This window comes from Streptomyces sp. NPDC054786, from assembly GCF_053611685.1.
In genome coordinates this window covers 23,162-41,958 of sequence record NZ_JBSHAW010000027.1, presented here as the reverse complement: position 1 = coordinate 41,958, position 18,797 = coordinate 23,162, and the positions used below count along the sequence as shown (strand labels likewise).

Below are 18,797 nucleotides of genomic sequence, written 5' to 3'. Positions count from 1 at the left end.
AGGTACGGCTCCGGACAAGAAGGACCCCCGCCACGCCGAAGCGCAACGGGGGTGCGGGCCCGCGCCACAAGGGCGTAGGCGATGCGCCTAGCCGGCGGTGTCTTCAGCGGCGGGCTCGGCGGGCTGTGCCGCCTTCTCCGCCTCGGCCACCTTGGCCGCCTCGTCCGCCGCGGCGCGAATCTCGCGCCATGCGGACTCGGCCGCCTGCTGCTCGGCTTCCTTCTTGCTGCGGCCGGTGCCGGTGCCGTACGAGACACCACCGACGCGGGCGGCAGCAGTAAAGGTTTTCTCGTGGTCCGGTCCGGTCTCCGTGACCAGGTACTCCGGAACGCCGAGACCCTCGGTCGCGGTGAGTTCCTGGAGGCTGGTCTTCCAGTCCAGGCCCGCGCCCAGGCTGGAGGACTTCTCGATGAGCGGGTCGAAGAGCCGGTGCACCAGCTCGCCGGCCGCGTCGAGGCCCTGGTCGAGATAGACGGCGCCGATCACCGCTTCAAGGGTGTCGGCGAGGATGGATGCCTTGTCCCGGCCGCCCGTGCCCTCTTCGCCCCGTCCGAGGCGGATGAAGGCGCCGAGGTCGAGGCCGCGGCCCACCTCGGCAAGTGCACGCGAGTTGACCACCGCGGCCCGGAGCTTGGCCAGCTGGCCCTCGGGCAGATCGGGGTGGATGCGGTACAGCGTGTCGGTGACCACCAGGCCGAGCACCGAATCCCCGAGGAATTCGAGCCGCTCGTTGGTGGGCAGACCGCCGTTCTCGTATGCGTACGAGCGGTGCGTCAGCGCACGCACCAGAAGGGCGGACTCGAGCTTGTACCCGAGCCGCCCTTCCAGAAGCGTGTGAGACGAGGCCGTGTCCGCCGGAGTCGGTTCATCCCCGCGCTTGCGGGAAGTCGAATTGGCGTCTGACATGAAGCCTGTCACCAGCCGCTCAGACCTCGAGGACCTGGCGCTTGTTGTAGGTGCCGCAGCTCGGGCACGCGATGTGCTGCTGCTTCGGCTCGTGGCAGCGCTCGCACGCCACCAGGGTGGGGACCGCAGCCTTCCACTGCGACCGGCGGTGGCGCGTGTTGCTGCGCGACATCTTCCGCTTCGGAACAGCCACGGCTACTTCTCCTGCTTCTCGTCGACGCCCGCTTCGGCGCCGCCCATGTTGTCCTTCTCGCCGTCCTTGACGGTCCCGGCGAGTCCCTGCAATGCCGCCCAACGGATGTCGACGGCGTCGTGGTGGTGGTCCGGGTCGTCCGCCAGCCGCACTCCGCATTCGGAGCACAGACCCGGGCAGTCGTCCTGGCACACCGGCTGCATCGGCAGTGCAAGCACCACCGCGTCACGCAGCACGGGTTCGAGGTCGAACAGGTCGTCCTCGAGGAAGAGGGTGTCCTCCTCGTCCTCGGCGTCGTCGCCGGCGTCCTCACGGACCCTGGCGTCGGCGTCGGGGTAGGCGAACATCTCCTGGAAGTCCGCATCGAGCTCTCGCTCCAGCGGCTCCAGACACCTTACGCACTCCCCCTTGACGGTTGCACGGGCGGTGCCTGTGACAAGCACCCCGTCCATGACCGATTCGAGGCGGAGGTCGAGCTCGGCCGGCGCACCCTCGGGCACACCGATGACCTCATTGCCGAGGCCCTGGGGGGCCTCGATGGAGCGGGAGACCCTCTTGAGCGCACCGGGACGCCGGCCCAGCTCGCGCGTATCGAACACGAGAGGGGAACGGTGGTCGAGGCGGGCGTTGATGGCTTCCTGCTTTCTACGGGGTTTCCGTGCCGTCCGTATTCCTGCTGGACAGGATTCGGGCAGCAGAGATCGCGGAAATACGCGCGACCGAAGAGCCAGGATACTGGACGGGCCCCGATAGGCCCAATCCGCTCCCGGTCCCCTCCCGGGGCCGCGGGCGGGGCCGCCTACTGGCGCCCCTCCTCGTAGGCCCGGAGCTGGTCCAGGTCGATCATGCCGGTGTCGAAGAGGCTGGTCTCGTCCAGTGCCCCGGGCTGCGCGGGGTGGCCGTGCGGAGCGTGCTGGGGCTGCTGAGGCACCTGCTGCTGGAGGTAGGCGTTGGGGTCGTAGCCCTGCTGCTGGGCCTGCAGCTGGGCTTGCTGCTGGGCTTGCTGCTGGGCTTGCTGCTGGGCTTGCTGCTGCCAGTCGTAGCCGTACGGGTCCTGGTGCTGGGCGTACGGGACCTCCTGCGGCTGCTGATAGCCGTAGACGTCCTGCTGCTGGTAGAGCGCCGGGTCGGTGTAGTAGCCCTGCTGCTGAAGCTGGGGCTGGAGGGGCTGCTGAGGCTGGAGGGGCTGCTGATGCTCCTGGGGCTGGGGTTGCATCTGGGGCATGGGAGTCGCCTCGGGCATCGGGGGCGCCTGGGGCGGCTGCGGCTCCTGGCCGGCGCCGATGCCCGCCAGGCCGGCGAGATACTCGGCGTCGGCCTGCGGGTGCCCGGACTGGGGGTCGCCCTGCCCTGCCATATGGACGCCCAGCTCATCGATCGCCCGGGCGCCCTGGAGCTTGTCGCGGCCCCGGCCGACCGCCTCCAGTGTCTTGGTCAGTACGGCCTGGAATGCCCCGAACTTGGCGTCGACATACACGTCGGCACGCTGCCTGAGGGTCTCCGGGTCGGCGCTGCGCTCCGGGGCCTCGGTGCCGTCCTCGTCCGGGTATCCCTGCTCATCGAGCCCAGGACCGCGGCCGAGCAGCTTCTCGCGGCCGCGGTCGACGGATCCGATGGTCTTGGTGAGCACGACCTCGAAGTTGGCCAGCTTGCTGTCGACGTAGTCGTCGGCCTCGGCGCGGATCTCCTCGGCCTCCCGGCGGGCCTCCGCGAGGATCCGTTCCGCCTCGTCCTGGGACTGCCGGGCGACCTCGGTGTCGGAGATCAGCGACCCGCGCTGGGCGTGCGCGGTCTCGATGATCCGCTCGGCCTCGGCCCGCGCCTCCTCCACCATCTGCTGCCGCCCGCCGAGCAGCTCCTGCGCCTGTGCGAGGGAGCCCGGAAGCGCCGCACGCACCTCCTCCAGCATGGCGAGCAGCTCGGCGCGGTTGATCACGCACGATGCCGACATGGGCATGGACCGGGCACCGCCGACGGTCGCGACGATGTCGTCGAGCTTCTTCTGCACGTCCACTTTGGACTCGCCACTCTCTGAAGGGTTGGAACGACGGAACGGGACGACTGTACGTCCACGGCCCCTTTGCCCGACACCAACTGACGGCCCATCAGTCTGGCACCGGGCCGGTGCGTCCAGCGGTGTCAGTCCTTCTTCCGCAGGCGCTCGGTGAGGGCCTCCAGGACGAACGCCGGCACCAGATGGGAGACATCACCGCCCCAGGCGGCGACCTCCTTGACGAGGCTGGAGGAGAGGAAGCTGTAGGTGGGGTTGGTGGGGACGAAGAGGGTCTCCACTCCGGACAGGCCGTTGTTCATCTGGGCCATCTGCAGCTCGTAGTCGAAGTCGCTGACGGCCCGCAGCCCCTTGACGATCGCGGGGATGTCGCGCTGCTTGCAGAAGTCGACGAGCAGGCCGTGGAAGGACTCGACCTCCACATTGCCGTACTCGGCGGTGGCCCGGCGGATCAGCTCGATCCGCTCGTCGACCGTGAACAGTCCCTGCTTGGACTGGTTGATCATCACGGCGACATGGACGACGTCGTACAGCTTGGAGGCACGGGCGATGATGTCCAGATGCCCATTGGTGATGGGGTCGAATGACCCCGGACAGACGGCGCGGCGCAACTCGGGTTCCTCGCTCTCCGATCCGGTCATGACACGCTTACTGACGTCGATTCGGCGGACGTCGAAGCGGCGCGACCGTACCAAAGCGTCCCCTCGCCGTAGCGACGGGCCTTGATCGCTTCAAAACCGTCCGGCCATGGGAACGTGCCGCCTCGGGTACTGCGCTCCACGGTGACGAGTGCCTGCTCCGCAAGCCACCCCTGACCACGGAGTGTGAGCAGGATCTCGCGGAGATCCTCATCGGTCACCGCATAGGGCGGGTCCAGGAACACGATGTCGTACGGCTCGCCCGGGGCCGGTGCGGCGGCGGTCTGCTCGGCCTTGCCGGCCCGGACCTCGACGCCCGGGAGTCCGACCGTGCGGACGTTGTCCCGGATGGTGCGCACCGCGCGGGGATCGGCCTCGACCAGCAGGACGTGTGCGGCGCCGCGGGAGAGCGCCTCCAGGCCGACCGCGCCGGAACCGCCGTACAGATCGAGCACCCGGGCACCGGGCAGCGGTCCGTCGAGCGACTCCCAGGTGGAGAACATGCCCTCACGCGCACGGTCGGAGGTCGGGCGGGTGCCGTTTCCCGGTGGTACGGCCAGGCGGCGGCCGCCGGCCGTGCCGGCGATCACGCGGGTCATGGGCCCGTCCTTACGTTGCGCGTGGTCGGTATGGAGGAGCCGGGCGGGCTCCGCTCCTCCACGATATTCCGTCAGCCGGGGCCCGGCGTCCGGCCGGGGCTCCCCGGAAGCGCACCGAGTGGTGATCGATCTCACGTGGCGGCGGGGGGCCTTGAGCCGTGGCCGGGCGGCCGGGCCCCCGCCGGCCGCGCCCCGGAGAGGGCCGCGGCACCCGCTCACCCCTTGTCCAGATACTGCTCCCGTTCCTCGTCCAGCAGGGCGGAAAGGGCGATCCGCAGCTCGGGGTATCCGGTCAGCTCGGGATCGGCGGTGACCAGCGCGGTGGCCTCCTCGCGGGCGGCCGCGATCACCTCCTCGTCGTCGATGACCGCGAGCATCCGCAGCGACGAGCGGACGCCGGACTGCGCCTGGCCGAGGACATCGCCCTCGCGCCGCTGTTCCAGGTCGATACGGGAGAGTTCGAAGCCGTCGAGGGTGGCGGCCACGGCGGCGAGCCGGGCGCGGGCCGGGCTCGCCTCGGGCATCTCGCTGACCAGCAGACACAGCCCGGCAGCCGAGCCACGGCCGACCCGGCCGCGCAGCTGGTGCAGCTGGGAGACACCGAAGCGGTCCGCGTCCATGATCACCATGGCGGTGGCGTTCGGGACGTTCACCCCGACCTCGATGACGGTCGTGGCCACCAGCACATCCAGCTCGCCGGCGGCGAACCGGCGCATTACCTCATCCTTGTCATCCGGCGCCATCCGGCCGTGCAGCACCGCCACCCGCAGCCCGGCGAGCGGCCCCTCGGTGAGCTGCCCGGCGATATCGAGCACCGCGAGCGGCGGGCGCTTCTCCTCCGCGTCCTCCGGCGAACTCGCCTTGTCCGCGGCCCCCTTGGAGCCGGCCGTCTTCTTCGCCCCCTTGGGCGCTTCCTCCTCGTCGCCGATCCGGGGGCACACCACATAGCCCTGATGCCCGGCCTCCACCTCTTCGCGGACCCGCTCCCAGGCACGCGCGAGGAAGTGCGGTTTGTCCTTGGCGGGCACCACATGGGTGGCGATCGGCGAGCGCCCGGCGGGGAGTTGGTCCAGGACGGAGGTCTCCAGATCACCGAAGACGGTCATGGCGACCGTGCGGGGAATCGGGGTCGCCGTCATGACCAGGAGATGCGGCGGCTGCTTGCCCTTGCCGCGCAGCGCGTCCCGCTGCTCGACGCCGAAGCGGTGCTGTTCGTCGACGACGACCAGGCCCAGGTCGTGGAACTGCACCTTGTCCTCGATCAGGGCGTGGGTGCCGACGACGATCCCGGCCTCGCCGGTGACCAGATCGAGCAGCGCCTGCCGGCGGGCGGCGGCGCCCATGGAGCCGGTCAGCAGCACCACCTTGGTGCCCTTCTCCGCGCCGCCGAGCATCCCGCCCTCGGCCAGCTCCCCCATCATCTCGGTGATCGAGCGGTGGTGCTGCTGGGCGAGGACCTCGGTCGGCGCCAGCATCGCGGCCTGGCCGCCGCTGTCGACCACACCGAGCATGGCGCGCAGCGCGACCATGGTGTTGTGGGTGACGGTGAAGTGGTCGGTCACATAGGCGTGGCCGGGGTGCCGGACGCTGATGCACTGGACGGGCTTGCGGCCGACGTACTCGATGGCCCGGATGGTGCGCCGGAAGTCCTCGGCGCCGGCCGGCCGCGCGGCACCGTCGGTCGCCGCCTCGCGGAACAGGTCGCAGGCAGCGGGCAGCGCCACGGATACGTCGTATCCGCCGTCCCCCACGGGCCGCTGCCGGGCATGGCCGCCCAGGGAGCGCACCAGCCAGGCAAGATCGCCGGCCAGCGGGGCGGGCGCCGCGCGGAACGCCGCACCGGCCGCCCCGCGCTCGCCCCCCGCGTCCATCAGCCCCTGCAGCACGGCCAGGCGCTCCTTGAGCGGTGCGTTGCGGTAGGCGTGGGGCACCCGGCGCCCGCGCAGCGCACCGGCCGTCGCCCCGTCGAGATCCGCTTCCGCACCGGGGAGCCGATCGCCCCCGCCCAACGCCCGCCCCACCCGATACGGATCGAGCGGGCGGTTCCCGCCGTCGTCGAGATCCACCGGGGTGGCCGCCGCGATGGACCACCGGGGGTGGCCGTCGGGGCCGCAGAGGTCGCCGCGCAGCTCGCGTGTGGTCAGCACCCGCTCCCGGGCATCGTCGGTTCCGACGATCCACAGATGCTCGTCATCGCACTCGACGGTGCTCCCGTCGGACAGCACCAGCCGCCACACCTCCCGCTCCCCCTGCGGGAAGACGCCGTCCACCACGGCCCGCTCCCCGCTCGGCACCACCACTTCCGTGCCGACGGTCATCTCCCCCATGGGCCGGAAGCCGCGCGGCGTCAGCACGAGCGCATCCAGCGGCTGGGCCTTGCCGGAGCCCACCTCGCCCTGGAGGAGGCGGTGCATGGGGTGCTCGGTCGCCAGCTCGTCGAAGATCTCCCGGCTGACCTTCTGCTGGCCGTCGGTGAGCGTGAAGGGCAGCTTGGCGTCGAAGGCGTCGAGGATGCCGCCCGTGGCCAAGGTCCGCGCCACGGCGGGGAGTTGGGTCTCGGCGAGGCGGCGCCGGGCGAGCGCGACCTGCAGGACGAACGCCTCGTCCCACTTCAGCCGGTCCCGCGCGGCGGCGATATCGGCCTTGCTCGCCGGACGGTGGACCTTGAGCAGCGCCTCGGTGAGCGGGACCAGCTCCCGGCCCTCCCGGAGCGCTTCGGGCAGCGGATCGACGGCGTCCTGCGCGCTGGGCAGCACCGCGTCGACCGCCTTGGCGATCTTCCAGGACGCCATCTGCTGGCAGGCCGGGTAGATCGGCAGGAGCTGGCCGGCGAAGGCGCTGACCGCATCGGCCCCGTCCTCGGCGTCGCCGTCCAGGAGCTCGTATTCGGGGTGCGCGAGCTGCAGTTTGCGGTTGAAGACCGACACCTTGCCGGCGAACATCGCCCGGCGCCCGGGGAGCAGGTCCTTATGGGGCTTGTGAATGCCCTTGCCGAAGAAGACCAGCCGGAGCCGGCCGCTGCCGTCGGTGAGCGTCACTTCGAGGCGCTGTCCCCGGCCGCCGTTGAATTTCAGCACCCGGGAATCCGCGACCTGTGCGACGACCGTGACATGTTCGTCCAGCGGGAGGTCCGCGAGCCGGGTCAGTTCGCCGCGCTCGGCATAGCGGCGCGGATAGTGGTGCAACAGGTCGCCGACCGTATGCAGGTCGAGATGCTCGGCCAGCACCTTCGCGGTGGTGCCACCGAGGATTTTCTTCAGAGGTTCGTCGAGCGCTGCCACGCATCTATTGCACACCACGCCTGTGACAATCGCGGCCGTCTCACCGGCCCGGCGCGCTCACGCCGGTGCCGCGCGCTCACTCCACGCCGATGAGCAGCGGCGCAGCGTACTGACCGCCGTCGTAGACGACGGTGTCCACGGCGAGATGACGCTCGCGGACATGGCCCGCCAGCCGCTCGGCGAGCCCGTCGGGCGCCTCCGCGCCGAGGACCAGGGTCACCATCTCCCCGCCCGCGGACAGCATCCGGTCGAGCACGGTCATCGCGGTGCCGGTGAGGTCGGAGCCGATCACCGCGACATCGCCGTCGATCAGGCCGAGGACGTCCCCGGCCTGGCAGACGCCGGCCATCGTCCACGACTGCCGCTCGGCGAGGGCCAGCTCGGCGTACCGGGTGGCGCCCGCGGCCGCGGTCATCGCGACCACGTCCTCGTCGAAGCTGCGGCCCGGTTCGTGCACGGCCAGCGCCGCGAGGCCCTGGACGGCGGAGCGGGTGGGGATGAGCGCGACCCGTACGCCTTCGGTGCGGGCCTGTTCGGCGGCGGCCGCCGCGGTGTGCCGCAGGTCGTGGTCGTTCGGCAGCAGCATCACCTCACGGGCGTGCGCCTGCCGGATCGCCTGCACCAGTTCGCCGCTGGCGGGTGGCTCCCCGGGACGTACCGGGACGGGGGTCGCACCGGCCTGTGCACACAGCCCGGCGAGCCCGGCGCCCGGCACCACCGTGACCACGCCCCGCGCCGTCATCGCCGGCTCCTTGGTGCGGGCACCGCCGAAGTGCGTGATGCGGATCCGGTACGGGCGGCCCGCCTCGATGCCGGCCTCCACGGCGGCGCCCGCGTCGTCGACATGGACGTGGACGTTCCACAGGCCGTCCCCGCCGACCACCACCAGGGAGTCACCGAGTCCGTCGAGCCGGGCCCGCAGCCGCGCCACAGCGGTGTCGTCGGCCTCCAGCAGGTAGATCACCTCGAAGGCGGGTCCGTCCGGGTCCCCGCAGCCGTTCGCCGTCACCCGGCCCGCGACCTCGCAGCCGGCCGCCTCGGGGAGCGGGGCGTCGGCGCGTACGGCGACCGGTGCCGCCGAGACCTCCCCGGACAGCACATCGGCGAGCGCGCCCAGCAGGGCGACGAGTCCGCAGCCGCCGGCGTCCACGACACCGGCCCGGCCCAGGACCGCGAGCTGCCCGGGGGTCGCCTGCAGGGCGGTGCGGGCGCCCTCGTGGGCGGCGCGGGCGACCTCGGCGGCCCCGGCGTCCTCGCCCGCGGCCCGTTCCGCGGCATCGGCGGCGGCGGTCGCCACCGTCAGGACGGTGCCCTCCACGGGGTGGGCGACCGCCTCGTAGGTCGATGCGGCGGCCCGGCGCAGCGCCCGCCGCAGGGCGTCGGGGGAGCCGTCGGTGGCGGCCAGCACCTCGGTCATCCCGCGCAGCAGCTGCGCCACGATCGTGCCGGAGTTGCCGCGCGCCCCGATGAGGGCGCCGTGTGCCATGGCGCCGATGGCGTCCGCGAGGCGGGGTGCGGTGCCGGCCGAGGCGTGCCCGTCGAAGGCGGCCTCGACCGCGCGGGCGGCCGATTCGAGGGTCAGATAGAGGTTGGTGCCGGTATCGCCGTCGGCCACCGGGTAGACGTTGATCGCGTCGATCCGCTCGCGTTCCCGTCCGAGCGCCTCCAGCGCCAGCCCGCACCAGGAGCGGACCGCGGCGGCGTCGAGCGGGTACGGCACGTCGTCCTCCTGGGTCGCGGGATGCACCGCACAGTAGCCGCGCTCCGGGGGCGGGGCCGGGTCGGGGGGCCGGGGGTGCGTGGTAGTTTCGTTCTACGGGAGCGGCCGTTGTATGCTGCTCCGGTTGCCCGATGAGAATCGGGCCATTCCTCTCCTGACGGTGCCGTTCGGGCAATGCACTCGGCTCGTCGGGATTTCACCGTAAGTGCATCTGAAGTCTTTGGAGTGACCCGTGGCTGCCAACTGCGACGTCTGCGGCAAGGGGCCGGGCTTCGGCAAGAGTGTCTCGCACTCGCATCGCCGTACCAACCGTCGTTGGAACCCCAACATCCAGACGGTGCGTGCAGTGATCGGGCGCACGCCGAAGCGGCTCAACGCCTGCACCTCGTGCATCAAGGCCGGCAAGGTCTCGCGCTGACGTCTTAGCCGTAGCGCAGCCCAGCCGGTTGCTTGAGAAGCCGGTCCCCCTTCGTGGTGGACCGGCTTCTGCCGTTCCCGGGGCCGGGCGCAGCGGCTGCTTCGCCCGGCCGTGCGGCCGCGGTGCGCGCGGTCAGTGCGTGCCGCGCCAGCGCCAGCCGTGGTCCACGGGGCCGATGCCCGCGCCCAGCCGGAAGCCGGCCGCGAGGGCGCCGGTGACATAGTCCTTCGCCGCCGCGGCGGCCTGCGGGACGGCGTCCCCCTTGGCGAGCTGCGCGGCGAGCGCGCTGGCGAGGGTGCAGCCGGTGCCGTGGGTGTGCCGGTTGTCGTGGCGGGGGGCGCGCAGCCAGTGCTCCTCGGTGCCGTCGGTGAGCAGATCGACGGCGCTGTTCTCGGTGCCGTCGTGCCCGGCCGTCAGATGGCCGCCCTTGATCAGCGCCCAGCGCGGACCGAAGTCCAGGATCGCGGCGGCCGCCCGCCGCATACCGGCCTCCTCCTCGACGCGGATACCGGTCAGCTGCGCGACCTCGTCCAGGTTGGGGGTGGCGACGGTGGCCGTCGGCAGCAGCGTGGTGCGGACCGCGTCCAGAGCGGTGGCGGCGAGGAGCGCATCGCCGTGCTTGGAGACGCCCACGGGGTCGATGACGACCGGTACCCGCAGTCCGGCGAGCAGCTCGGCGACGGTCTCGACGAGTTCGGCCGAGGAGAGCATCCCGGTTTTCACCGCCTGCACGCCGATGTCGTCGACGACGCTGCGGAACTGGGCCCGTACGGCCTCGGCCGGCAGCTCCCACGCGCCCTGTACGCCCAGGGAGTTCTGGGCGGTGACGGCGGTGAGCACGCTCATGCCGTGGGTGCCGAGCGCCAGCATCGTCTTCAGGTCGGCCTGGATGCCCGCGCCGCCGCCGGAATCGGACCCGGCGATGGTGAGGACGCGTGGAGGTATGTGCATACCGCCGAATCTACTCGGCGGCACCCCGCGGTCCTGCGGGTGCCCGTACCGGCGTCGCCGGTGGCCCGTACCGGGCCTATCCGGCGTCCCCGTTGTCGCCGAAGTGGTCCCAGCCGGCCTTCGCCCAGGGGGCGCCGTCCACCGTCACCTGGGGCAGCGCGGAGGGGTTGAGCACCTCGCCGATGACCTTCCACCGGGCGGGCAGCTTCACATCGGGCGGGAAGGTCGCGACGATCGCGTGGTCCTCGCCGCCGTTGAGCACCCACTGCATGGGGTCCACGCCCACGGCCGTGCCGATGTCGGACATCTGCGAGGGGATGTCGATACCGGCGGACCGCAGATCGATCCGGACCTTGCTGGCCTCGGCGATGTGCCCGAGATCGGCGACCAGTCCGTCGCTGACGTCCGTCATGGCGGTGGCGCCGAGCCCGGCGGCCGCCGGACCCGCGTGGTAAGGCGGCTCGGGGCGGCGGTGGGCCTCCACGAAGGCGCGCGGCGAGCGGAATCCGCGGGAGAGGACGGCATGCCCGGCGGCGGACCAGCCGAGCCAGCCGGTCACCGCGACCACGTCGCCGGGCTGGGCACCGGCCCGGGTGACCGGTTCCTGGTTGCGCAGATCGCCGAGCGCGGTGATGGCGACGGTGATGGTGTCGCCGCGCACGACGTCTCCGCCGACGACCGCGGCACCGGCCACCTGGCACTCGTCGCGCAGCCCGTCCATCAGCTCGGTCGGCCAGGTCGCGGGGAGCTCAGCGGGCACGACCAGGCCGAGCAGGATCGCCGTGGGCACCGCGCCCATCGCCGCGATGTCGGCGAGGTTCTGCGCGGCGGCCTTGCGGCCGACGTCGTAGGCGGTGGACCAGTCGCGCCTGAAGTGCCGGCCCTCCAGGAGGATGTCGGTGCTGGCGACCACCCTCCGGTCCGGCGCGGTGACCACCGCGGCGTCGTCACCCGGCCCGATCCGTACGGCCGGAGTGGTGGTGAGCCGGGAGGTGAGCTCCCTGATCAGCCCGAACTCCCCCAGCTCGCCCACGGTGCCCTTCATGCTGTTGCCCTTCCCATGTGTACGGACGGTCCGTACGTGGCTGACGACTGTGCCGCACTCGCCGTGTTCACCGCGCGGGTCTCCCCGCTCCGCTCGGTGACGCGGTACCGTGGCGTCCCTTCTTCCCACATGATCCTCGTAGCCGCCCTGGAGGTTCCGTGGTACAGGCCTACATCCTGATCCAGACCGAGGTCGGCAAGGCCTCGGCGGTAGCTGAGGTGATCTCCACGATCCATGGCGTGCTGCAGGCCGAGGACGTGACCGGTCCCTATGACGTCATCGTGCGCGCTCAGGCCGACACGGTCGACGAGCTCGGCCGCATGGTGGTCGCGAAGGTCCAGCAAGTGGATGGCATCACGCGCACCCTTACCTGCCCGGTCGTGCATATTTAGCTCCCCCGTATCCTCGGCCGGGTGATCCCTACGCGCCGCCGGTACCTGGCCCTCCCGGTACTCACCGTGCTGTTCGCCGCGGTGAGCTGCTCCTCTTCCGAAGACATGGCCGTACCCTCCCCCGAGGGTGCAGCGGCGCGGTACTGCAAGGCGCTCCACAAGGAGTTGCCGCAGACCGTGGACGGGCTGAAGCGGGGTACTCCCGAGCCCGTCTCCGACTTCACTGCCATATGGGGCGATCCTGCCGTGAAACTGCGCTGCGGGGTGCCGAAGCCCGATGTCCTGACGTACGGGAGTGAACATTACAACCCCAACGCCGACGCGGCGGAAGTCAATGGGGTCGAATGGCTCTTTGAGAAACAGGACGACGGCTATCGCTTCACGACGGTGCTGCGGAAGGCCTTCGTCGAGGTGACCGTTCCCGGGAAGTACGCCCCCGAGGTCGATGTGCTCACCGACCTCGGGGGCGCCGTGAAGAAGACCGTTCCCGCCGGGGTCTAGGAACCGTCCCGCAGGGGACGGACCGGCCGCCGGGGCGGGCAGTGCTCAGCGCAGACCCGTGGAGCGCTGCAGGGCGGCCTGCAGGAGCCGGTCGATCAACTCCGGGTAGCTCACACCGCTCTCCTGCCACATCCGCGGGTACATCGAGATGGGCGTGAATCCGGGCAGCGTGTTGATCTCGTTGATCACGAACTCGCCGTTGTCCTGCAGGAAGAAGTCCGCGCGCACCAGGCCCTCGCAGGACGCCGCATCGAAGGCCGCGACGGCCAGCTCCTGGACCTTCGCGGTCTGTTCGGCGCTCAGCGGCGCCGGCACGATCCCGTCGGCCGAGTCGATGTACTTGGCCTCGAAGTCGTAGAAGTCGTGCGCGGTGACGGGCGGGATCTCGGCCGGCACGCTGGCCCGCGGGCCCTCCTCGAACTCCAGCACCCCGCACTCGATCTCGCGGCCGCGCAGCAGCGACTCCACGAGGATCTTGGGGTCGTGCAGCCGGGCCTCCTCGATCGCCTCGTCCAGGCCGCCGAGGTCGTCGACCTTGGTGATGCCCATGGACGAGCCGGCCCGGGCGGGCTTCACGAAGAGCGGCCAGCCGTGCTCGCCGGCGAAGTCCACGATCTTCCTGCGGGCGGCTGCGGGATCCTTTTCCCACTCACGGGGGCGGATGACCTCGTACGGGCCGACCGGCAGCCCGAAGGAGGTGAACACCCGCTTCATGTAGTCCTTGTCCTGGCCGACGGCGGAGGCGAGGACGCCCGAGCCGACGTAGGGCACACCGGAGAGCTCCAGCAGGCCCTGCAGGGTGCCGTCCTCGCCGTAGGGGCCGTGCAGCACGGGGAAGACGACGTCGACCTCGCCCAGCGCCTTGGGGACCGAGCCCGGTTCGCTGTAGACGACCTCGCGGTTGGTGGGGTCGACGGGAAGTACCACGCCGCCCTCGGTGGACTCGGCGAGCGCGGCCACCGAGGGCAGCTGCCGGTCCGCGATGGCCATCCGATCGGGGTCGTCGGTGGTCAGCGCCCAGCGGCCGTCGGTGGTGATGCCGATGGGCAGCACGTCGTACTTGTCGCGGTCGATGGCGCGCAGCACGGCGCCGGCCGTGAGTACGGAGATGGCGTGCTCGGAGCTGCGGCCGCCGAACACGACGGCGACGCGGGGCTTGTGTGGGGAGGTCTCGCTGCTCATATCGGGTTGAGGGTACCTGCTGACCGGCGCGGAGTCAGTGCTGCGGCGGCCGTTGGTGGTGCCGCGCCGACGCCCTCCGGGGTGCCGGGGGCCACGCCTCCTGACGCAAAGGTGCCGGTCGGACGCTTCGGCCCCGGTTTCAGTGCCGTTCGGACTTGGCGCTGCGCGACATCAGCTCCTTGAGGGCGACCATCGGCGGCTTGCCCTCGTGGACGATCTCCACGACCGTCTCGGTGAGCGGCATGTCGATGCCGTGCCTGCGGGCCAGATCCAGTACGGATTCGCAGGACTTGACGCCCTCGGCGGTCTGCTTGGTGACCGCGATGGTCTCCTGGAGCGTCATTCCGCGGCCGAGGTTGGTGCCGAAGGTGTTGTTGCGCGACAGCGGCGAGGAGCAGGTGGCGACGAGGTCGCCCATGCCGGCCAGCCCGGCGAAGGTGTGCGCGTCGGCGCCCATGACGAGGCCGAGCCGGGTGGTCTCGGCCAGACCGCGGGTGATCAGGGATGCCTTGGCGTTGTCGCCCAGGCCCATGCCGGTGGCGATGCCGACGGCGAGCGCGATGACGTTCTTGACCGCGCCGCCCAGTTCACAGCCCACCACGTCGGTGTTGGTGTACGGGCGGAAGTACGCGGTGTGGCAGGCGGTCTGGAACCGCTGGGCGACCGCCTCATCGGCGCACGCGACGACCGCGGCGGCCGGCTGCCGGGCGGCGATCTCCTTGGCGAGGTTGGGGCCGGTCAGCACCGCGACGCGCTCCGCGGGGACCTTGGCGACCTCCTCGATGACCTCGCTCATGCGCTTGGCCGTGCCCAGTTCGACGCCCTTCATCAGGGAGACCAGGACCGTCCCGTCGGGCAGCAGGGGCGCCCATTCGGCGAGATTGCCGCGCAGCGTCTGGGCGGGAACGGCCAGTACGGCGAACTCCGCGCCGCGCGCCGCTTCCGCCGGGTCGGTGGTGGCCCGTACGGACGCGGGGAGCTCGACCCCCGGCAGATAGTCAGGGTTCGTACGGCCGTTGTTGATGGCGTCGACCAGGGCCGTACGGCGTCCCCACAGGGTCACCTCGCATCCCGCGTCGGCGAGCACCATCGCGAAGGCGGTACCCCAGGACCCCGTGCCGTAGACGGCGCAGCGCGTCACTTGCTTTCATCCTCCTGTGCCTGCTGGGTGCTTCGGGCCTGCTGCGGGCCGACGGCCGGTTCGGTGGCGACGGCCGGCTCCGCGGGGGCCTTGGCCGCCGTGGCGCCCTGGCCGGACTTGGCGGCCTCCCGGGCGGCGCGGCGTTCCCGGGCGATCGCCTTGCGCCAGTCGTACGGTTCGGACGGCGCGGGCTCGCCGCGCAGGTCGGCCAGCTGCTCGGTGATCGCGGTCATGATGACGTCGGTGACGGCGCGCAGCACCTCGGCGGTCGGTTCCTGGCCGTAGTACGCGCTCAAGTCGACCGGCGGCCCTGCCTTCACCCGCAGCGTCTTGCGCGGAAGGAGGCGGAGCTTCTTCTCCTTGGCGTACGGCGGCATCGCGTCATTGGCGCCCCACTGCGCGACGGGAATGACCGGCGCCTTGGTCAGCAACGCCACCCGGGCGGCACCGGTCTTGCCCTGCATGGGCCACAGCTCGGGGTCGCGGGTGAGGGTGCCCTCGGGGTAGAAGGCGACGCATTCGCCCTTCTCGATGGCGCTGACGGCGGCGCGGAACGCGGTCGCGGCGTCGGTGGTTTCCCGGTACACGGGGATCTGTCCGGTGCCGCGCATCATCAGGCCGACAAAGCCGCTCTTGAAGAGTCCGGCCTTGGCGAGGAATCGGGGGACCCGCCCGGTGTTGTACTGATAGTGCGCATAGGAGAGCGGATCAAGATACGAGTTGTGGTTGACCGCGGTGATAAAACCGCCGTCGGCCGGAATGTGCTCCATTCCCAGCCAGTCCCGCTTGAACAGAACCAAGAGCGGCGGTTTGCAGATGACCGCGGCCAAGCGGTACCAGAAGCCGATTCTGCGGCGGGACACTGGGACACCCTCCTTGTGGGACCTGCAAAGCTGCTGCGGGCCGGCAGCCGCACAAGTGTCGCCCCAGGTACCCGCTATGTCGAGGACACCGTAACCCCGACGCTCCCGGAGAGCGGCGGCAGCAGGTGAGAATGGCGCCGATGCGTAGAGAGGGAGCGGATGTGGGCTGGAGCCTGGTGGTGCCGCTGAAACCGCTGGTGCGGGCCAAGAGCAGGCTCTCCCCGGCCGCCGGTGAGGAGTTCCGGCCCCGGCTGGCCCTCGCCTTCGCCCTGGATACCGTGACAGCGGCGCTGGCCTGCAAGGACGTCCGGGATGTGGCGGTTGTCACGGACGATCAGCGCGCCGGTGAGCGCCTGGCGGCGCTGGGAGCGCGCATCGTGCCCGACACACCGGCCCGCGGACTCAACGCGGCCCTGGTCCATGGAGCGGGCGCGGTCCGGGCGCGTCGCCCGGGCGCGGCGGTCGCCGCACTGAACGCCGACCTTCCGGCGCTGCGCCCCGCCGAGCTGGAACTGGTGCTCCATTCCGCTTCGCAATTTCCCCGTGCATTTCTCGCGGATGCGGCGGATATCGGGACAACACTTCTGACCGCGACTTCCGGAGTGGAATTGGAACCGGCATTCGGAGGAGCGTCCCGGGCCCGTCACCTGGCATCCGGGGCCCGGGAGATCACCGCGCCCGGGGTGCCGTCGGTACGCCGGGACGTGGACACCGGCGAGGATCTGCTGGCCGCGCTGGCGCTGGGCGTGGGCCCGCACACGGCGCTCCAGGCGCCGTATCTGGCGGGCGGAGCGGCTGCGGGGAGCGATACCCCGGACGGATCCCCGCGGCTGCTGCCGCCGCAGGTCAGAGCGTCTGGAGGGTGACCAGGGCGATATGCCGGTCGTCCCCTTCGCCGGTGACGTCGATTCGGACCCGCTGACCGGGCCGCAGCAGCAACAGACCGCCGGCGTCGAAGGCCGCCGCGTCGAAGGGCAGCGGGGTGCCGTCGTCCAGCAGCACACTGCCGGAGCGGGTCTCGGAGTCGTACGTATACGCGGTGGCCTGCATGGGAGAGAGCCTAGACGAGGAGGTCCCGGGCCCCTTCGTCCGCCCGTGGGCCACAAGGGACTCGGGGCCTGCCCGTCCGGGTGGCCCCGGACGCACCGCGGGCCGGGCTCCCCGAAGGGAGACCGGCCCGACGCGTGGCGTCGCCGCTGCTGAATTACCGCTTGCGTGCGGTGGTCTTCTTGGCGGTGGTCTTGCGCGCGGTGGCCTTCTTCGCGGGGGCCTTCTTCGCGGTCGCCTTCTTGGCGGGGGCGGTCTTCTTCGCCGTGGCCTTCTTCGTGGCGGTCTTCTTGGCCGGGGCCGCCTTCTTGGCGGTGGCCTTCGTGGCGGTCTTCTTCGCCGTCGTCTTCTTCGCGGTGGCCTTCTTCGCCGCGGTGGTCTTCTTCGCCGTCGCCTTCTTCGCCGTCGCCTTCTTCGCGGCGGACTTCTTGGCGGTGGCCTTCTTGGCGGCGGCCTTCTTGATGGCGGTGCCACCGGAGAGGCTGCCCTTGGGGGCCTTCTTGACGGAGACTTCTCCGCCCTTGGGGAGCTTCTTCGAGCCGCTCACCAGGTCCTTGAAGCCCTGACCGGCGCGGAAACGCGGCACGGAGGTCTTCTTGACCCGTACGCGCTCACCCGTCTGCGGGTTGCGGGCGTAGCGGGCCGGGCGGTCGACCTTCTCGAACGAACCGAATCCGGTGACCGAAACACGGTCGCCGGTGACCACGGAACGGACGATTGCGTCCAGTACGGCGTCCACCGCGTCCGCGGCGTTCTGGCGGCCGCCGAGCTTGTCGGCAATGGCTTCTACGAGCTGCGCCTTGTTCACGTCTTCCCCTTCGGAGACATTGCTGGAAGGAAAGTTTCCAAGCTTTTTCGCACGTTAGGCAGATATATACCGCAAATCAAACACGAAACGGGCTAATCACCCTTGTGCCGCAACGAAGTCGACCTTCACGGACTTCCGTCGGCACGCACATCTTGGGGATAACGACCTTCGTCGAGGTCTTCCATGAACCACTCCAGACGCCTTGCCGCGTCCGCAAGATCGTGTTTAGCCGCGGCCGTGATGACGAGCAGCTTCCGGGTCAGCGCCATCCGTACGCCCTCCGGGACTTGCAGTGTGCGCACTCTTGTATGTGCGTCCTTGAGCCGGTCGGCGACGAGACCGTAGAGCTCGAGTTGGTCGTCGCGTTCCATGCGCTAATTGTGCCATCTGCGCCGAGTTGTCGCTTCACGGGGCCTCAACAGCCGCCTGCACAAGCAGATGCGCCCCCTGCCAACTGCACAGGGGGCGCATCGTACGCAATATAGCTTTGAGCCATAAAACCCGAGGTCAGGCCTCGATGGTACGCGGCTTGAACGGCGGCCTGTTCGCCTCGTACTCCACGATGGACGACTCCTCCCGAAGGGTGAGGCTGATGTCGTCCAGCCCCTCCAGCAGCCGCCAACGGGCGTTCTCGTCCAGCTCGAAGTCGGCGGTCACGCCCTCGGCGCGAACCTGCCTGCCGACCAGGTCAACGGTCACCTCGGCGGCCGGGTCGGCCTCCACCAGCTGCTGCAGCCGGTCCACGGTCTCCTGCGGCAGGACCACCGTCAGCAGACCGTTCTTGAGGGAGTTACCGCGGAAGATGTCCGCGAACCGCGAGGAGATGACGGCCTTGAAGCCGTAGTTCTGCAGCGCCCATACGGCGTGTTCACGCGAGGAGCCGGTACCGAAGTCGGGGCCGGCGACCAGCACCGTGGCGCCGTTGTACTGCTCCTGGTTGAGGACGAACTGCGGGTCCTTGCGCCAGGCCTCGAACAGCCCGTCCTCAAAACCGTCGCGGGTGACCTTCTTCAGCCAGTGAGCAGGGATGATCTGGTCGGTGTCGACATTGCTGCGGCGCAGCGGGACGGCCCGGCCGGTGTGGGTGGTGAAAGCTTCCAT

Annotated in this window: 21 protein-coding genes; 4 read left to right on the top strand and 17 right to left on the bottom strand. The window is 70.7% G+C overall.

Translation table 11 applies throughout. The annotated features are described in order from the left end of the window. Positions 1-87 precede the first annotated feature (87 nt). The 8 genes from rnc to ACWGI6_RS22950 all read right to left on the bottom strand — a co-directional run bounded on the left by rnc (position 88) and on the right by ACWGI6_RS22950 (position 9,348). Entirely contained in the window at positions 88-906 is an 819-nt protein-coding gene (rnc, locus tag ACWGI6_RS22985) for a ribonuclease III (protein ID WP_453269252.1), read from the bottom strand. A 19-nt stretch (positions 907-925) separates the two neighbouring features. Further along, the gene (gene rpmF, locus ACWGI6_RS22980) at positions 926-1,099 is read right to left on the bottom strand and encodes a 50S ribosomal protein L32 (protein WP_003951102.1); all 174 of its coding nucleotides are present in this window, start codon (positions 1,097-1,099) and stop codon (positions 926-928) included. 2 nt (positions 1,100-1,101) lie between these two features. Then, complete coding sequence (locus tag ACWGI6_RS22975) at positions 1,102-1,698, bottom strand: YceD family protein (RefSeq protein WP_453269251.1); 597 nt, start codon at positions 1,696-1,698, stop codon at positions 1,102-1,104. A gap of 200 nt (positions 1,699-1,898) precedes the next feature. Next, the gene (locus tag ACWGI6_RS22970) at positions 1,899-3,113 is read right to left on the bottom strand and encodes an ATP synthase F0 subunit B (protein WP_453269250.1); all 1,215 of its coding nucleotides are present in this window, start codon (positions 3,111-3,113) and stop codon (positions 1,899-1,901) included. 125 nt (positions 3,114-3,238) lie between these two features. Beyond that, entirely contained in the window at positions 3,239-3,721 is a 483-nt protein-coding gene (gene coaD / locus ACWGI6_RS22965) for a pantetheine-phosphate adenylyltransferase (protein ID WP_393907256.1), read from the bottom strand. Between the two features lie 26 nt (positions 3,722-3,747). Next, positions 3,748-4,347 carry a 16S rRNA (guanine(966)-N(2))-methyltransferase RsmD gene (gene rsmD / locus ACWGI6_RS22960; protein ID WP_453269249.1) on the bottom strand — a complete coding sequence of 200 codons (600 nt, stop codon included), beginning with the start codon at positions 4,345-4,347 and terminating at the stop codon, positions 3,748-3,750. A 215-nt stretch (positions 4,348-4,562) separates the two neighbouring features. Further along, on the bottom strand, positions 4,563-7,628 hold the full coding sequence (locus ACWGI6_RS22955) for a helicase-related protein (protein ID WP_453269248.1): 3,066 nt from the start codon (positions 7,626-7,628) through the stop codon (positions 4,563-4,565). A gap of 76 nt (positions 7,629-7,704) precedes the next feature. Next, positions 7,705-9,348 carry a DAK2 domain-containing protein gene (locus tag ACWGI6_RS22950; RefSeq protein WP_453269247.1) on the bottom strand — a complete coding sequence of 548 codons (1,644 nt, stop codon included), beginning with the start codon at positions 9,346-9,348 and terminating at the stop codon, positions 7,705-7,707. A gap of 232 nt (positions 9,349-9,580) precedes the next feature. Between ACWGI6_RS22950 and rpmB the strand changes: the two genes are divergently transcribed. Further along, positions 9,581-9,766, top strand: coding sequence for a 50S ribosomal protein L28 (gene rpmB, locus ACWGI6_RS22945; RefSeq protein ID WP_018087178.1), 186 nt, complete (start codon positions 9,581-9,583; stop codon positions 9,764-9,766). Between the two features lie 132 nt (positions 9,767-9,898). Here the strand turns inward: rpmB and thiD are convergent, their stop codons facing one another. Both thiD and ACWGI6_RS22935 read right to left on the bottom strand, forming a co-directional pair. Beyond that, positions 9,899-10,717 (bottom strand): bifunctional hydroxymethylpyrimidine kinase/phosphomethylpyrimidine kinase, encoded by an 819-nt coding sequence (gene thiD, locus ACWGI6_RS22940; RefSeq protein WP_453269246.1) that lies wholly within the window; start codon positions 10,715-10,717, stop codon positions 9,899-9,901. Positions 10,718-10,793: 76 nt separating this feature from the next. Next, a complete protein-coding gene (locus ACWGI6_RS22935) occupies positions 10,794-11,762 on the bottom strand; it encodes a thiamine-phosphate kinase (protein ID WP_380933240.1) in 969 nt (322 codons plus the stop codon). Between the two features lie 158 nt (positions 11,763-11,920). Here ACWGI6_RS22935 and ACWGI6_RS22930 point away from each other — a divergent pair, with 158 nt between their 5' ends. Both ACWGI6_RS22930 and ACWGI6_RS22925 read left to right on the top strand, forming a co-directional pair. Next, positions 11,921-12,154 (top strand): Lrp/AsnC ligand binding domain-containing protein, encoded by a 234-nt coding sequence (locus ACWGI6_RS22930; protein WP_393907202.1) that lies wholly within the window; start codon positions 11,921-11,923, stop codon positions 12,152-12,154. A gap of 21 nt (positions 12,155-12,175) precedes the next feature. Next, a complete protein-coding gene (locus tag ACWGI6_RS22925) occupies positions 12,176-12,655 on the top strand; it encodes a DUF3515 domain-containing protein (protein WP_453269245.1) in 480 nt (159 codons plus the stop codon). Between the two features lie 45 nt (positions 12,656-12,700). Here ACWGI6_RS22925 and ACWGI6_RS22920 read toward each other — a convergent pair whose 3' ends face one another. The 3 genes from ACWGI6_RS22920 to ACWGI6_RS22910 form a co-directional block, all read right to left on the bottom strand. After that, positions 12,701-13,837, bottom strand: a complete 1,137-nt coding sequence (locus ACWGI6_RS22920; protein WP_453269244.1) for a D-alanine--D-alanine ligase family protein — start codon at positions 13,835-13,837, stop codon at positions 12,701-12,703. A 139-nt stretch (positions 13,838-13,976) separates the two neighbouring features. Beyond that, positions 13,977-14,978 carry an NAD(P)H-dependent glycerol-3-phosphate dehydrogenase gene (locus ACWGI6_RS22915; RefSeq protein WP_453269243.1) on the bottom strand — a complete coding sequence of 334 codons (1,002 nt, stop codon included), beginning with the start codon at positions 14,976-14,978 and terminating at the stop codon, positions 13,977-13,979. Beyond that, positions 14,975-15,841, bottom strand: coding sequence for a lysophospholipid acyltransferase family protein (locus ACWGI6_RS22910; RefSeq protein ID WP_453269242.1), 867 nt, complete (start codon positions 15,839-15,841; stop codon positions 14,975-14,977). Before ACWGI6_RS22910 ends, ACWGI6_RS22915 begins: the two co-directional genes overlap by 4 nt. A 140-nt stretch (positions 15,842-15,981) precedes the next feature. Here ACWGI6_RS22910 and cofC point away from each other — a divergent pair, with 140 nt between their 5' ends. Further along, positions 15,982-16,707, top strand: a complete 726-nt coding sequence (cofC, locus tag ACWGI6_RS22905; RefSeq protein ID WP_453269241.1) for a 2-phospho-L-lactate guanylyltransferase — start codon at positions 15,982-15,984, stop codon at positions 16,705-16,707. Here the strand turns inward: cofC and ACWGI6_RS22900 are convergent. The 4 genes from ACWGI6_RS22900 to leuD form a co-directional block, all read right to left on the bottom strand. Then, positions 16,688-16,891 carry a hypothetical protein gene (locus ACWGI6_RS22900; RefSeq protein ID WP_393907196.1) on the bottom strand — a complete coding sequence of 68 codons (204 nt, stop codon included), beginning with the start codon at positions 16,889-16,891 and terminating at the stop codon, positions 16,688-16,690. The two genes, cofC and ACWGI6_RS22900, sit on opposite strands and share 20 nt — an antisense overlap. Before the next feature lie 154 nt (positions 16,892-17,045). Next, positions 17,046-17,696, bottom strand: a complete 651-nt coding sequence (locus tag ACWGI6_RS22895) for an HU family DNA-binding protein (protein WP_453269240.1) — start codon at positions 17,694-17,696, stop codon at positions 17,046-17,048. A gap of 125 nt (positions 17,697-17,821) precedes the next feature. After that, a complete protein-coding gene (locus tag ACWGI6_RS22890) occupies positions 17,822-18,067 on the bottom strand; it encodes an SCO5555 family protein (protein WP_453269239.1) in 246 nt (81 codons plus the stop codon). 136 nt (positions 18,068-18,203) lie between these two features. Next, positions 18,204-18,797, bottom strand: coding sequence for a 3-isopropylmalate dehydratase small subunit (leuD, locus tag ACWGI6_RS22885; RefSeq protein WP_453269238.1), 594 nt, complete (start codon positions 18,795-18,797; stop codon positions 18,204-18,206).